We start from the raw sequence: 13,615 nt of genomic DNA, 5'->3' as shown, positions 1-13,615 counted from the left end.
ATGTCCGACGTTCCTCCCCCTCCGCCCACTGCTCCCGCCTACGCCAGCACCCCCGCCGCCCCGGTCAACCCCGGCAAGACAATGGGCATCATCGCCCTGGTGCTGTCGATCCTGCCGTTCCAGCTGATCGGCATCATCCTCGGCTTCGTCGCGCTCAGCCAGTCGAAAAAGGCCGGCCAGAAGAACGGGTTCGCGCTCGCCGCGATCATCATCGGCTTCATCGGCCTCATCATCGGCCTCATCGTGATCCTCGCCGGAGGCGCCCTGTTCGGCAGCCTGTTCGGCGGGCTCGCGCAGGTCTGCAACGAGCTCGGCTCGGGCGTCTGGGAGATCAACGGCGTCACCTACACCTGCCCGTAGTTCTCGCGCACCGCACGGCGGGGAGCCTGCTCGCATCGAGCGGCCTCCCCGCCGTTCTGCGTGAGCCGGGCGTATGGTCGGCGCAGCGCTCTACCCTGAGCACGTGGGCGAGGCGACACCGGATGCGGAGCGCGAGCTCGCCCTGCCCGAGCCTGTCGACCTCGCCGAGACGCTGATCTTCCTGCGTCGCGGCCGCGGCGACCCCACGACGCTCACCGCCGACGGGCCCGCCTCCTGGCAGGAGATCTGGCGCGCGCAGCGCACGCCCGAGGGCCCCGCGACGCTGCGGCTGCGCGTGCTCGACGGTCCGCCGACCGCTGCCGCTCGGCTGCACGCCGCAGCGTGGGGTCCTGGTGCGACGTGGAGCCTGGAGCGAGCGGGCGAGCTGCTCGGAGCCGGTGACGACTGGAGCGGGCTCGACGCCCTGCTCGCCGCCCGTGCGGGGGAGGCCGACGCGGTGCCGGGCGACCCGGCGGCCGCCGCACTGCAGCGCGTTCGGCGTCGGCGCCGCGGGCTGCGCCTCACCCGCTCGCACCTCGTGCTGGAGGCGGCCGTGGCCGCCGTGCTCGAGCAGAAGGTGACGGGCGTGGAGGCCCGCCGTGCGTGGCGGCAGCTGGTACGGCAGCACGGCGAGCGGGCGCCCGGCCCGGCACCGGAGGGGCTGACCGTGATGCCCGACGGGGCGGGGTGGCGCCGCATCCCCGACCACGACTGGCATCGCGCGGGGGTCGGCCCGCAGCGCATGGCGACGATCCGGCGCGTGGCGGCCGTCGAGGCGGGCCTGCAGCGCACGCTCGCGCTCGGCCGCGGCGGGCCGGAGGCGGTGGCGGCGTTCCGGTCGATCCCGGGGGTGGGGCTGTGGACGGCGGCGGAGGTGCTGCAGCGCGCCCACGGCGACCCCGATACGGTGAGCGTCGGCGACGCGCACCTGCCGCACGTGATCGGCACCTGGTTCACCGGTGATCGCACCGACGACGCGGGCATGCTCGCGCTGCTCGCGCCGTACGCGGGTCATCGGCACCGCGTTGTGCGCCTCATCACGTCGCTCGGCGTGGAGGCGCCCCGTTTCGGTGCGAAGGCCACCATCGAGGACCACCGCGCGCGCTGACCTGCCTAGCCTGGCGCGCATGAACAAGCTGTTGCGCCTGCTCTGGCTGATGTGGCGCGCCCGCCGCGCGCCGCGGCTGGCCCCGACCGACGTCAGTCGCGTGCCCTTCCGCGTGCTGCCCAACGACCTCGACCTGCAGAAGCACATGAACAACGGCGTCTACCTGTCGATCATGGATCTCGGGCGGATGGATCTCATGGTGCGCTCGGGGGTCTGGCGCGAGCTGAGTGCGCGCGGCTACTACCCCGTGGTGGTGAGCTCGACCATCACCTACCGGCGCTCTCTCGACCCGTGGCAGTCGTACGTGCTGGAGAGCCGCATCATCGGCATCGACGACATCGCCGGCTACATGGAGCAGCGCTTCGTGCGCGACGGCGAGATCTGCGCGCGCGGCGTCATCAAGGCGCGCTTCCTGAAGAAGAGCGGCGGCATCGTGCCCGTGCCCGAGCTGCTCGAGCTGTTCGGTCTCGACCCGGCCGAGCATCCGCTGCCCGACTGGATCGAGCAGTGGAGCGCGCAGGTCGCGCTGCCCCCGCGCCGCGAGCCCGCGCCCAGCGTGTGGGAGTGAGCGGGGCGTCGAGGGCGAGTAGCGTCGAGCCATGACCGCGCCGACCGACCGCCGACGACCCCGCAGCGTCTACGGGGTCGGCGACGAGCCCGAGGTGCAGGCCTCGCTCGCGAACGAGCGCACGGCGCTCTCGTGGATTCGCACGGGGCTGACGCTCATCGCCGGCGGTGTCGCGCTCGCCACGCTGTCGGGCTTCGGCGACCTGCCGCTGGTCGTGCTCGTCATCGCCGGCCTCGCCGCGCTCGGCGGCGGCGCGCTGGGGGTGTGGGCGCTCGTGGCCTGGGCGCGCACCGAGCGCGCTCTGCGGCTGCGCGAGCCGATTCCCGACCCGTCGGTGCTGCCCTGGGTGGTGGCGGGCGTCGTCGCCGCGGGGCTCTTCGTGGCGGGCTTCGCCGCCTTCGAGGCGATCGAGCTGGCGCGGTGAGGCGTCGCGCGTGAGCGCCTCGGTGTCGGGCGCCGATCGTGACGGGGGCAGGGATGCTCGCCGCGCGCCCGTCGACCGCACGAGCCTCTCGTGGCAGCGCACGGCGTTGCAGGCCTCTTTCGTCGCCCTCTTCGCAGCACTGACCGCTCTACGACTGGGTGAGCCGACCGTCGGGGTGATCGCGGCGGTGCTCGCCGTGGCGGCCGTCGTCGCGGGCGCGGCGACCCCGCGCGTGAAGCGCGCCGAGCTCGACGGCCGTGACCCCTGGGGGCTCATGCTGCGCACGGTGCTCGTTCTCAGCGCCTCGGCGCTCGTGACCGTCGTGCTCGTGGTGGCGGTCGCGCTCGAGCTGTAGGGACCTGCCGGGCCGGTCTCCAGCGATGAACCGACCCGTGACAGTCGCTCTCGTCTTCGGTAGACTTGGAGGACGACGAACCGGTTTCCGGGGCGTTGTTCGCCTGAAGCCCCGCCTGCGGGGCTTCAGTGCTTAAGTCGTAGAACGCGATAGGAGTGGCGCAGGTCTACGGATCCCAGCGCCGGGCAGACGGTCGCAAGGGATGCGTCTCGGTCCACAGTTCGCGAGCGGACCGGGCTGCGCGATCATCGAGATGTTCGTGGGCGTCGACTCGGCGGTAGAGATAGACGATCATGTCGGCGCACTGGATGCCGGGAGATTCGGCCGACTTGCCGAATGTGATCGGAAACTCGATGCGAGCGAGCTTGCGCGGCTTGTACCCGCCGGTCGTCAACGACTGGTAGCTCGCCATCCTCATGGCGTGGGCTTGCTGGTCAGGAACCTCATCGGCGATCACGACGACGCGATCGCCCACGCGTGACGCGTACTCGTTCAGCCTCTCGAGGAGGTGGCGCAACGCGATCTGGTGAGGCGCTTGCGGATAGCGATAACGAGCATTCAGGCGGGGGATGTCGACGCCCTCAACGAAGGCACGGGCTCCCGGAACCGCCGCGATCTCGGCGAGTGCCCGCCGGTAGACGGAGAGAGCAGCACGAGCTTTGCCCCGCAGCGGTGACCACGCGTCCTTACCCGACATGATCTCGTAGCCGTGAAGCTCGGCTGCAGCGTGGACCCCAAAACCTTCCGCGTACCTCAGCGCGGTGTGGACAGCCTTCTTGACAATCGCCAACTGGTCCTCGCGAACGACGTATGCGCCGACGAAGTACCGATCCCGCGAGTACGACTCGTCGACGAACGCGTACCTCACCCAGCCGCGTCCTTCTCCTTGACGAGGTCGAGCAGCAGAGCGACCCGCTCGTCAGGGGCGGTGAATCCTTCGGCGCGATAGAGCCTGTCGACGTAGTCGTCGTTCGCGCTGTGCGCCTTGCGCAGCTCGGAGGGCATCGTGGTCGGGTCGTAGAGGTCGGCGAGCGTCGAATCTGGGTAGAGCGCCCGTGCGTTTAGGATCCCCTGGCCGAGCTCGGCGAGGCTTGCGCGCTGCCCGTCATCGATCGGCGGCAGAACGAAGTTGTTGTACACGACGTCTTTCGAGTACCGGAGGTCGCTCTTGAGTCGGCCGCCGACGACGCGCAGCCAGTCCATGTGCATCCGGCTCGTCAGGAGGGCGAACAGTTCAAGAGTGCCCGCTTCCACCGCAAGGCACGAGTCAGCGACGACGTGTCCCGATTCGAAGAAAGCCATTGGCACGTACTCGCGTCGCTCCGACGATACGCGCGGGATCACCAGCACGGGCTGTTCGGGGGACTGCGTGATCTGCGCGAACAGGTGAGGCACATCCGCGAGGTGTGGACGAGCTGACGTCAAGCGCTCCTGTCGATTCGCGGCGACTCGGGCGGCGACGGTGGGCATCGCCCGCAACTGCGCGGGTGTCACGCCCTTCAGCCACAACGTCCATCGCTCGCCGCCCTGCAGGAACTCTTTCGCGCCGATGTACGGCAGCACCCACTCGGCTGCCGCAGGTTCGGAGGCGAGCAGGGCATCGCGCTCCGACCGGCTCAGAATCAGGTTGCCCCCATCTGCCGGCATGTTGCCGAACGCCATCGAAGGAGCTCCGCTGATCTGCTCCTGCCGGTTGGATACGACGAACTCGTCGCCGGCGATCAGGTACGGGCTGATGGACTCGACGAGGTCGAGCACGGGCTCGCCAGCGATGTCGGGATAGTCGAAGAGCAGCGCGGGTCTCCGTGCCGTTCGCGCGAAGCCGACAATCACGCAGTGCACTGCGGCAACGCCGCGAGCGGCGTTCATCCAGCGGAAGGTTCGGTGGGCGAAAGTGATGTGGTTGCCATTCGCGTAGAGCTTCGGCCAGAGGATGCCCGGCTGCTCACCCTGACTGATTGAGTTCGTCGAGACGAACGCTGCCTCGATCGCGGGGTTCTGGGCCATCATCCGGTCGGCGAGGATGTACCACGCCGTGACGAAGTCGAGGAACCCAGCCTGCGGGAAACCCTTCGCGACGGCTCGCAGGTCGGCCTTCTGACCCTTGTCCATCGTGCGGGAGCCCAGGAACGGCGGGTTGCCGAAGATGAAGTCGAGGTCCTCCGGCTTGACGACGCTCGACCAGTCGGTGGTGAGGGCGTTCGAGTGCACGATGTGAGCACCCTCGGTGAGAGGCAGACGGGAGTACTCGTGACCGATCTTCCGGCCCGCCTCGAGGTTCATCTGGTGGTCGGTCAGCCACATGGCGGTTCGCGCGATCTGCACCGGGAACTCGTCGATCTCGATGCCGTAGAACTGCTCAACGCGAACGCGCAGGTCTGATTCGAAGACGACGATCGTTGAGTGCTTCGCTTTGGCCTCGATGACCTTCAGCTCGAGTCGTCGAAGCTCTCGGTAGGCAACGATCAGGAAGTTGCCCGAACCGCACGCGGGGTCAAGGAAGGTGAGGCTGGCCAACTTGTCGTGGAACGTATCGAGCAACTGGGCACTGTTCTTCGATGCGCGAGCCTTCTCGAACTCGGCGTAGAGGTCATCCAGAAAGAGCGGCTTGATGACCCGGAGGATGTTCTCTTCGCTCGTGTAGTGGGCTCCGAGGTCGTGACGGTCATCGCCGTCCATAACGCCCTGGAACATCGCTCCGAAGATCGCCGGCGAGACCTTGTGCCAGTCGGGCTGCGACGCCAAGAGCAGCGCCAGGCGCAAATTCGCGTCAAAGTCGGGGGCGGGCGTGTTCTCGGCGAAGAGACCGCCATTCACATAGGGGAAGGCTTTGAGGTCGTCATCGAGCAGCGCAGACCGCTCTTCGGGAGCAGTGTTGAGAACCTCGAAGAGCTTGGTCAGCCGCAGCCCGGTATCGGTTCCGTCCTCCGCCGTGCGGCTTCGGATGTAGTCGCGGAACTGCTTCGGCTCGAAGATGCCGGCATCTTCGGCAAACAGGCAGAACACAAGACGGACCAAGAAGAGTTCGAGCTTGTGGCCGATGTAGCCAGCCGCCTCGAGTCGGTTGTGCAACTCAGCCATGCGTTCGGCCGCTTGACGGTTGACCGGCGAGGTCTCCTCGATCGAGGTCGCCTGCTCGTCGACTAGCGGAGCGAACAGGCGCACGTAGTCGGGCAGTTCTTCGAGCCGGAACTCCACGACCTGTCGAGTGTCGAGGTCGACGTGCTGGAACGTGGCGAAGTCGGAGAGGACTACCGCCTGCGGCAGGTCATGGTCATCGAGCCCGTCGAGGTACTCGAACGCCTGCCCTCGGGCTGCGTTCAGGTCGCGCCCACCCGACTTTTGCTCGGCCAAGAGCCTTCCTGGGAGGAACATGTCGATGTAGCCACGACGCCCACCGCTGAGCTTGACCGCGTACTCGAAGTACCCTCCGGCACGACGACGGTTGATGCCGAACACGTCGAGGAAGTCAGCCCAGAACGACTGGCTCTCGCCCTTCTCGTACGTCTCGCCTTCCCACTCTTCCGCGAAGCGAGCAGCGCGAGCGCGAATCTCATTCCAAGACAGTCGTGTCACACGCTCACCTTACGTCGCACCACCCACGCGACGAGGGATGGCGTTCCGGGCGGCCTGCTCAGCAGTGGGCGAGCACGTGGTCGGGGCTCGAGGGGGGAGCGAGCATCCGGTCGCGCAGCACGGTGAGCGCGGGAATCTCGCCGCGCGCGCAGACCTCGGCCCACGTGCCGCGCAGGTCGTCGGTGTACTCGATGTTGATCACCTGGTCGCCGTAGACCTCGGCGGCGAGGGCGCACTCCTCCCAGCGGTCGCACTCCTCGAGCACGGCGAAGTCGAAGCCGGCTTCGTCCCGGCCGCGCGGGCCGAGCTCGAGCGCGTTCTTCTGCCCGGCGGCGAGACCCGCCGCGTGCGCCCGGTCGACGAGCAGTGCGGCGAGAGCGAGCGCATCATCGGCGGTCAGGGCGCCGTCGGAGCGCGTGTAGCTGTCGAGGTTGTCGAACTCGACCGCGACGAAGCCCGCGGCGGCGCAGCCGTCGATGAGGGGGCCGAGCCGCGCGACGATCGCGGCGCGGGCGGTCGGCGTGCGCGGGTCGAGCAGCGCCTCGTCGGGCCAGCCGGGGTCGATCACCGGGTCGCCCGCGGCGTCGCGCAGCACCGCCTCGGGCGCCGCGGCGAGCCAGGCCTCGAGCTCGCCGGGCTGGGTCTGGAAGCCGTTGACGTAGCAGATGCTCGCGACGCCCGGGGCGGGCGACTCGGTCGCGTCGCGCACCACGAGCGTCACGCCGGGCGCCGGCGGCGAGGCGCCGCCGAGCTGGTAGTCGATGCGACCGTCGGGCGGCAGGGTGAAGAGGGCGGGCTGGTCGGAGGGTGCGGGCTCCGGTGGCGCGGCCGGCGGGCTCGCGGCGCACGCGCTGAGCACGATCGCGGTGCTCGCGGCGAGCATCCCGATCGCCCGACGGGTCATCGTGATTCGAGCACCGCCATCGCGGCGTTGTGGCCGGCGATGCCGCTGACCGCCCCGCCGCGGCGGGCACCCGAGCCGCACAGCAGCACACCGGGCAGCCCGGTGTCGACGCCCCAGCGGCGGGCGGGGGTGTCGAGCGGCTCGTCGTCCTCCGCCCACGGCCAGGCGAGGTCGCCGTGGAAGATGCTGCCGCCGGGCAGGCGCAGGGCGTGCTCGAGGTCGCGCGTGGTCTTCGTCTCGACGCACGGGTCGCCGTTGGCGTCGGTCAGCAGCAGGCTCTCGATCGGCTCGGCGAGCACCGCGTTGAGCGAGTCGAGCACGGCGCGCTGCAGACGCTCGCGCATCGCGTCGTTGGTCGTCTCGGTGAGCAGCCGGTCGGGTACGTGCAGCGCGAACACCGTGAGCGTCTGCGCACCCGATGCGCGCAGCTCGGGGCCGAGGATCGTCGGATCGGTGAGCGAGTGGCAGTAGATCTCGGCCGGGATGACGCTCGGCACCTGCCCGGCGACGGCCTCGTCGTAGGCGCGCTGCAGCTGGCTGAAGGTCTCATTGATGTGGAAGGTGCCGCCGAACGCCGCAGCCGGGTCGATGCTCGCATCGCGCAGCCGCGGCAGGCGCGTCAGCAGCAGGTTGACCTTCACCTGCGCACCCTCGGCGGGCGGCACGGCCAGGCCGGCACTGTCATCGATGCGGGCGGCGGATGCGTCGCTCGCGCCGCCCGCCGCGAGCAGCCGCGCCAGCTCGTGCGGCGAGCAGTTGACCAGCACGTGCTCGGCGGCCGTCTCGTGCTCGACGCCGGCCTCGTCGCGCCAGCGCACGATGCGCGTCTCGTCGTCGCCGCCGGATCCGGCGGCGAGCGCGAGAACCTCGGCCCCGGTCGTGAGGGTCGCCCCGGCGAGCCGCGCGGCCCGCTCGAGCTCGCCCGACACCGCGCCCATGCCGCCGACGGGCACGTTCCAGTCGCCCGTGCCGCCGCCGATGACGTGGTACAGGAAGCAGCGGTTGGCGAGCAGGCTCTCGTCGTCGTTCGAGGCGAACGTGCCGATGAGCGCGTCGGTGTAGACGACGCCGCGCACGAGGTCGTTCTGGAAGGTGTCGGCGATGGTGCGGCCGACGGGCTGCTCGATGAGGGCATGCCACAGGGCGGCGCCATCGAGGCCCGCACTGTCGGCGGCGGCGATCACAGCGTCGCGCGCCTCCGTGCGCGTCAGCAGCGGGTCGGTGACGGTCGGAAACAGCACGCGCGCGAGCGTCTCGGTGCCCGCGTAGAAGCGCTGCCAGGCCTCCGCGTCGTCGGCCGCCCCGATGGCGGCGAAGCTCGCCGCCGTCGCCGCGAGGTCGTGGTTGTCGACGAGCAGTCCGACGCCCTGCGCTCCGGCATCGCCGGGCACGGGCGTGTACGAGCTGTAGCGGCGCGGGGCGAGGGCGATCTCGAGCCCGAGATCGTCGATGATGCGCTGCGGCAGCAGGCTGACGAGGTACGAGTAGCGGCTCAGGCGGGCATCCACACCGGGAAAGGCCTCGGCCGAGATCGCGGCACCGCCGAGCACGTCGAGCCGCTCGAGCACCTGCACGTCGAGGCCGGCCTTCGCCAGGTAGGCGGCGGCGGTGAGGCCGTTGTGGCCCCCGCCGATGATGACGACATCGCGCTGCTCGGTCACGGATGCTCCTTCTCTGCTGTGCCGCGCTCAGGGTATCCCGCTCCTCCTGGAGGCTCGATCGACAGCGCGAGAACCCCTCGCACGGCGACGATCGCCGGGCGGTCGGCCGTGGATCGGCGGGCCGCGGTGAAGAGCGAGCGGTGCGGGTCGCTGGGCAGCGTGATGAGCGAGACGCGGGGGTCACGACCACTCCACACGAGGTCGGGCAGCAGCGCGACCGCGTGCCCGGCCTCGACGAGGCTGATGTGGGCCTGCAGGTCGGCCGTCTCGAAGCGCACGTCGGGCTCGAAGCCCGCCAGGCGGCAGACCTGCTCGGCCCAGTGGCGGCTGGCGGTGCCGCGGGGCTCCATGACCCAGGCGCGCTGCGCGGCGTCGCCGAGCGCCTGGATGCCGCTGCCGCTCGCCACCCCAAGGCGCAGGGCGTCGCGCCCGAGCGGCACCCGGTCGAGCTCGCGACGCCGCGGGGCGGCGTGCGCGGGGTACTCCTCGGCGATCACCAGGTCGAACTCGCGCGCCCAGACCTCATCGAGCGCGCTCTCGGGCTCGCGCTGCGTGACCTCGACGCGCAGGGCGGGGTAGCGCTCGGCGAGCAGGCTCAGGGCGCGCGGCACGATGCCGAGCGCGGCCGACTGGAAGACCGCGAGCCGCACGGTGCCCGAGACCGTGCGGTCGGTGGCGGCGAGCGCGCTCTCCAGCTGCTCGAGATCGGTGAGCAGCGTGTCGGCCCCCTCGACCAGCAGCAGCCCCGCCGGGGTGAGGTGCACCCGCCGGCCGGTGCGCTCGAGCAGCGGAACGCCCGCCTCCTGCTCGAGCAGCCGCAGCTGCTGCGAGATGCTCGACGGGCTGTACGACAGGGCCCGCGCCACCGCGTGCAGCGTGCCACGGCGGTGCACTTCGCGCAAGAGCGAAACGCGGCGCAGGTCGAGCATGGGTGCTCCCGAGGGGTCGGCGAATTGTTCGGCAGAACCAAACAGCGATGTACCGATTTCATCACTAGATGCGCACAGTGTCGACCAGCAGACTGGATGCATGAGCACCGACGTGTCGACCCCCGGCCCCTCGCCCGATCTCGGCTCGGCTGACACCCACGCTGACGCTGACACGAACGCGACTGCCGACGCCGCCGTCGCGCTCGTGCGGCAGTGGCTCGCCCAGACCGAGGGGGTGCGGCCCGATGCCAGCGCCGCGCGCCTCGCCGGGCTGCTGCAGGACGAGGGGGGGCTCGCATTCGCGATCGGGTTCGTCGACCGGGTGGCGCGGCCCGATGACCTCGGCGTCGCGGCGCGCAACCTCGAGCAGCTCGCGCAGAGCATCCCGAACTTTCTGCCCTGGCTCCTGCGCGCGCTCATCGCCATCGGCGGCCCGCTCGCCCGCCTGCTGCCCTGGCCGATCGTGCCCATCGCGCGTCGCGTGCTGCGCGGCATGGTCGGGCACCTCGTCATCGACGCGACGCCGAGCCGCCTCGGGCGCACGCTCGAGCACCTGCGCGCCGACGGCGACCGGCTCAACCTCAACCTGCTCGGCGAGGCCGTGCTCGGCGACGGCGAGGCCGATCGACGGCTCGCCGGCATCACCGAGCTCGTCACGCGGCCCGACGTCGACTACGTGTCGGTGAAAGTCTCGGCGATCGCGAGCCAGCTGAGCATGTGGGCTTTCGACGAGGCCGTCGACCGCGTCGTCGACCGGCTCGTGCCGCTCTACGAGACGGCCGCGCTCGGCGTCACCCCGACCTTCCTCAACCTCGATATGGAGGAGTTCCGCGACCTCGACCTGACCATCGAGGTGTTCCAGCGCCTGCTCGACCGGCCCTCGCTGCGGCAGTACGAGGCCGGCATCGTGCTGCAGGCCTACCTGCCCGAGGCGCTGCCCGCCCTCGATCGCCTCACCGCGTGGGCGCAGGCGCGCCGGGCCGCGGGTGGCGCGGGCATCAAGGTGCGCGTCGTCAAGGGCGCCAACCTCGCCATGGAGCGCGTCGACGCGGCCCTGCACGGCTGGCCCGTCGCCGTGCTGCAGAGCAAGCAGGCGAGCGACGCCAACTACAAGCGCGTTCTCGACGCGGCGCTGCGCCCCGATCGGGTGGATGCGGTGCGCATCGGCGTCGCGGGCCACAACCTGTTCGACATCGCGTGGGCCTGGCAGCTCGCCGAGGCCCGCGGAGTCGCGAGCAGCGTCGAGGTCGAGATGCTGCTCGGTATGGCACCCGACCAGGCCGCCGCCGTGCGCCGCACCGTCGGGCACCTGCTGCTGTACACGCCGGTCGTGCACCCGCGCGATTTCGACTCGGCCATCAGCTACCTGATCCGCCGGCTGGAGGAGAACGCGAGCACCGACAACTTCCTGTCGGGCGTGTTCGAGCTGACCGCGTCGCCCGAGATCCTCGCGCGGGAGGAGCAGCGGTTCCGCGCGGCGCTCGCCGACCTCGCGGCGTCGCCCGCGGCGCCGGCGCCCCACCGGGTGCAGAACCGGCTCGAGCTCACGCCGGTCGCCGAGGGTGGCGCAGGCGCCGCGGTCGCGCTGCCCGAGCCGGGCGGGGTGCGCCGCGGCTTCGCCAACGAGCCCGACACCGACCCCGCGCTGCCCGCCAACCGCGAGTGGGGGCGCGCGATCCTCGCGCGCTCCGCCACGAGCACCCGCGGGCAGGGGCTCGTCGACGCGAGCGCCCTCGCCGACGGCCCGCGCGGCATCGCCGCCGTCGAGCGCATCGTCGCCGAGACCCGCGAGGCCGGCGCCGGGTGGGCTGCGCGGTCGGTCGATGAGCGGGCGGGCATCCTGCACGCCGCCGGTCGGATGCTGGCCGCCCGCCGCGCCGACCTGCTCGAGGTGATGGCGGCCGAGGCCGGCAAGACCCTCGCCGAGGGCGACCCGGAGGTGAGCGAGGCCATCGACTTCGCCCACTACTACGCCGAGAGCGCGCGCGACCTCGCCGCGATCGACGACGCGACCTTCACGCCCGTGCGGCTGACGGTGGTCGTGCCGCCGTGGAACTTCCCCGTCGCGATCTCCGCCGGGGGCGTGCTGGCGCCGCTCGCCGCGGGCAGCGCCGTCATCATCAAGCCCGCGCCGCAGACGCGCCGCAGCGCCGCCGTCATGGTCGAGGCGCTGTGGGATGCCGGGGTGCCGCGCGACGTGCTGCGCTTCGTCGACGCGCCCGAGAACGAGGTCGGGCAGGCGCTCATCGCGCACCCCGCCGTCGATCGGCTCGTGCTGACGGGGGCGTGGGAGACCGCGGCGCTGTTCCGCTCGTGGCGGCCCGACCTGCCGGTGCTCGCCGAGACGAGCGGCAAGAACGCGATCGTCATCACCCCCTCGGCCGACCTCGACCTGGCCGTCGCCGACCTGGTTCGCTCGGCATTCGGCCACGCGGGGCAGAAGTGCTCGGCCGCGTCGCTCGCGATCCTCGTCGGCTCGGTCGCGACCTCCGAGCGTTTCGAACGGCAGCTGGTGGATGCGGTGCGCACGTTGCGCGTCGGCCGCCCCACCGACCCGACCGCGGTCGTGGGGCCGCTCGTCGAGCGCGCGTCGGGCACGCTGCTCGGCGCCCTCACCGCCCTCGGCACCGGCGAGCAGTGGCTCGTCGAACCGCGGGCGCTTGACGCGAGCGGCGAGCTGTGGAGCCCCGGCGTCAAGCGCGGCGTCCTGCCCGGCAGCGCCTTCCACACCACCGAGTACTTCGGCCCCGTGCTCGGGCTCATGCGCGCTCGCGACCTTGACGAAGCCCTCGACCTGCAGAACGGCGTCGCCTATGGCCTCACGGCCGGGCTGCACTCGCTCGACGCGCGCGAGGTCGCGTACTGGCTCGATCACGTCGAGGCCGGCAACCTCTATGTCAACCGCGGCATCACGGGCGCCATCGTGCGCCGCCAGCCTTTCGGCGGCTGGAAGCGTTCGAGCGTCGGCGGCTCGACCAAGGCCGGCGGCCCGTCCTACGTCATGGGCTTCGGGTCGTTCGCGCCCGTGCCGCGCGCACCGAAGCAGTCGCTGAGTCTGCGCGGGCTCGACCGCGGTGTGCGCGACGTGCTCGAGGCGAGCCAGCCCGGGCTCGACTTCGCGGGCTTCGACGCCGCGCGCGCCGGCGCTCTGAGCGACCAGCGCGCGTGGGAGGACGAGTTCGGGGTCGCCCGCGACGACAGTCGGGTCGAGGTGCTGGCCGACCAGCCGATCGAGCGCAACGTGCTGCGCTACCGGCCCGCGCCGGTGACCGTGCGGGCCGCCGAGGGTGCCGCGCCGGCCGACCTCGTGCGGGTGCTGCTCGCGGCGACCCGCGCCGGATCGCCTGTCGCCGTCAGCGCTGCCGCTCCGCTGCCGGCGAGCCTGCTCGGGCTGCTCGACTCGGGCGCCTCGGGCCTGCGGGTGACCGCGGTCGTGATCGAGCCCGACACGGAGTTCGCCGGCCGCGTGGCGGTCGAGCGGCCGGCCCGCATCCGGGTGATCGCGCCGGCGGGCGCCAACGACCCGCACGCGACCGGGCGGGCACTGCTCGAGGCCGTCGACGGCGACCCCGACGTCGCCGTCTGGTCGGGTCCGGTGACGGCCTCCGGCCGTGTCGAGCTTCTGCCCTTCCTGCGCGAGCAGGCGGTGTCGATCACCGCGCACCGGTTCGGCAACCCGTACCCGGCGCTCGCCGAGCTGCCGCTGTAGGGGCGTGGGGGCGCGGGATGC

The 13,615-nt window shown here is 71.4% G+C and carries 11 protein-coding genes; 6 read left to right on the top strand and 5 right to left on the bottom strand.

From position 1 onward, the window contains the following. The 5 genes from BJ959_RS07185 (at position 1) to BJ959_RS07165 (ending at position 2,815) form a co-directional block, all read left to right on the top strand. The gene (locus BJ959_RS07185; protein ID WP_183321922.1) at positions 1–360 is read left to right on the top strand and encodes a DUF4190 domain-containing protein; all 360 of its coding nucleotides are present in this window, start codon (positions 1–3) and stop codon (positions 358–360) included. 103 nt (positions 361–463) lie between these two features. Beyond that, positions 464–1,468, top strand: coding sequence for a DNA-3-methyladenine glycosylase family protein (locus tag BJ959_RS07180; protein WP_153981363.1), 1,005 nt, complete (start codon positions 464–466; stop codon positions 1,466–1,468). 19 nt (positions 1,469–1,487) lie between these two features. Further along, positions 1,488–2,036, top strand: a complete 549-nt coding sequence (locus tag BJ959_RS07175) for an acyl-CoA thioesterase (RefSeq protein ID WP_153981364.1) — start codon at positions 1,488–1,490, stop codon at positions 2,034–2,036. A 31-nt stretch (positions 2,037–2,067) separates the two neighbouring features. Next, the gene (locus tag BJ959_RS07170; protein WP_153981365.1) at positions 2,068–2,460 is read left to right on the top strand and encodes a YidH family protein; all 393 of its coding nucleotides are present in this window, start codon (positions 2,068–2,070) and stop codon (positions 2,458–2,460) included. Between the two features lie 10 nt (positions 2,461–2,470). Then, positions 2,471–2,815 carry a DUF202 domain-containing protein gene (locus BJ959_RS07165; RefSeq protein ID WP_153981366.1) on the top strand — a complete coding sequence of 115 codons (345 nt, stop codon included), beginning with the start codon at positions 2,471–2,473 and terminating at the stop codon, positions 2,813–2,815. A gap of 166 nt (positions 2,816–2,981) precedes the next feature. On the opposite strand, the gene BJ959_RS07160 is transcribed toward BJ959_RS07165, so the two are convergent. Genes BJ959_RS07160 through BJ959_RS07140 form a run of 5 tightly spaced genes read right to left on the bottom strand, consistent with a single transcriptional unit; the run spans position 2,982 to position 9,885 of the window. Continuing rightward, the gene (locus BJ959_RS07160) at positions 2,982–3,683 is read right to left on the bottom strand and encodes a DUF3800 domain-containing protein (protein ID WP_153981367.1); all 702 of its coding nucleotides are present in this window, start codon (positions 3,681–3,683) and stop codon (positions 2,982–2,984) included. Beyond that, on the bottom strand, positions 3,680–6,391 hold the full coding sequence (locus BJ959_RS07155; protein WP_153981368.1) for a DNA methyltransferase: 2,712 nt from the start codon (positions 6,389–6,391) through the stop codon (positions 3,680–3,682). Before BJ959_RS07155 ends, BJ959_RS07160 begins: the two co-directional genes overlap by 4 nt. 58 nt (positions 6,392–6,449) lie before the next feature. Beyond that, positions 6,450–7,295 (bottom strand): endo alpha-1,4 polygalactosaminidase, encoded by an 846-nt coding sequence (locus BJ959_RS07150; RefSeq protein WP_153981369.1) that lies wholly within the window; start codon positions 7,293–7,295, stop codon positions 6,450–6,452. Continuing rightward, positions 7,292–8,956, bottom strand: coding sequence for an FAD-dependent oxidoreductase (locus BJ959_RS07145; protein WP_153981370.1), 1,665 nt, complete (start codon positions 8,954–8,956; stop codon positions 7,292–7,294). Before BJ959_RS07145 ends, BJ959_RS07150 begins: the two co-directional genes overlap by 4 nt. After that, on the bottom strand, positions 8,953–9,885 hold the full coding sequence (locus BJ959_RS07140; protein ID WP_153981371.1) for a LysR family transcriptional regulator: 933 nt from the start codon (positions 9,883–9,885) through the stop codon (positions 8,953–8,955). The genes BJ959_RS07145 and BJ959_RS07140 overlap by 4 nt, the downstream gene beginning before the upstream one ends. Positions 9,886–9,985: 100 nt before the next feature. On the opposite strand from BJ959_RS07140, the gene BJ959_RS07135 reads away from it, so the two are divergent. Then, the gene (locus tag BJ959_RS07135; protein ID WP_153981372.1) at positions 9,986–13,594 is read left to right on the top strand and encodes a proline dehydrogenase family protein; all 3,609 of its coding nucleotides are present in this window, start codon (positions 9,986–9,988) and stop codon (positions 13,592–13,594) included. Positions 13,595–13,615: the final 21 nt, after the last annotated feature.

This window comes from Microcella frigidaquae (assembly GCF_014200395.1).
GTDB classification, from domain to species: Bacteria; Actinomycetota; Actinomycetes; order Actinomycetales; family Microbacteriaceae; genus Microcella; species Microcella frigidaquae.
The sequence above is the reverse complement of the archived record's forward strand: the minus strand, read 5'-3'. Positions and strand labels throughout refer to the sequence as shown.

Excerpts from the sequence above, each read along its gene's own strand:
- BJ959_RS07185 (WP_183321922.1), top strand. The coding sequence starts at position 1 with ATGTCCGACGTTCCTCCCCCTCCGCCCACTGCTCCCGCCTACGCCAGC.
- BJ959_RS07175 (WP_153981364.1), top strand. The coding sequence starts at position 1,488 with ATGAACAAGCTGTTGCGCCTGCTCTGGCTGATGTGGCGCGCCCGCCGC.
- BJ959_RS07170 (WP_153981365.1), top strand. The coding sequence starts at position 2,068 with ATGACCGCGCCGACCGACCGCCGACGACCCCGCAGCGTCTACGGGGTC.
- BJ959_RS07150 (WP_153981369.1), bottom strand. The coding sequence starts at position 7,295 with ATGACCCGTCGGGCGATCGGGATGCTCGCCGCGAGCACCGCGATCGTG.
- BJ959_RS07140 (WP_153981371.1), bottom strand. The coding sequence starts at position 9,885 with ATGCTCGACCTGCGCCGCGTTTCGCTCTTGCGCGAAGTGCACCGCCGT.
- BJ959_RS07135 (WP_153981372.1), top strand. The coding sequence starts at position 9,986 with ATGAGCACCGACGTGTCGACCCCCGGCCCCTCGCCCGATCTCGGCTCG.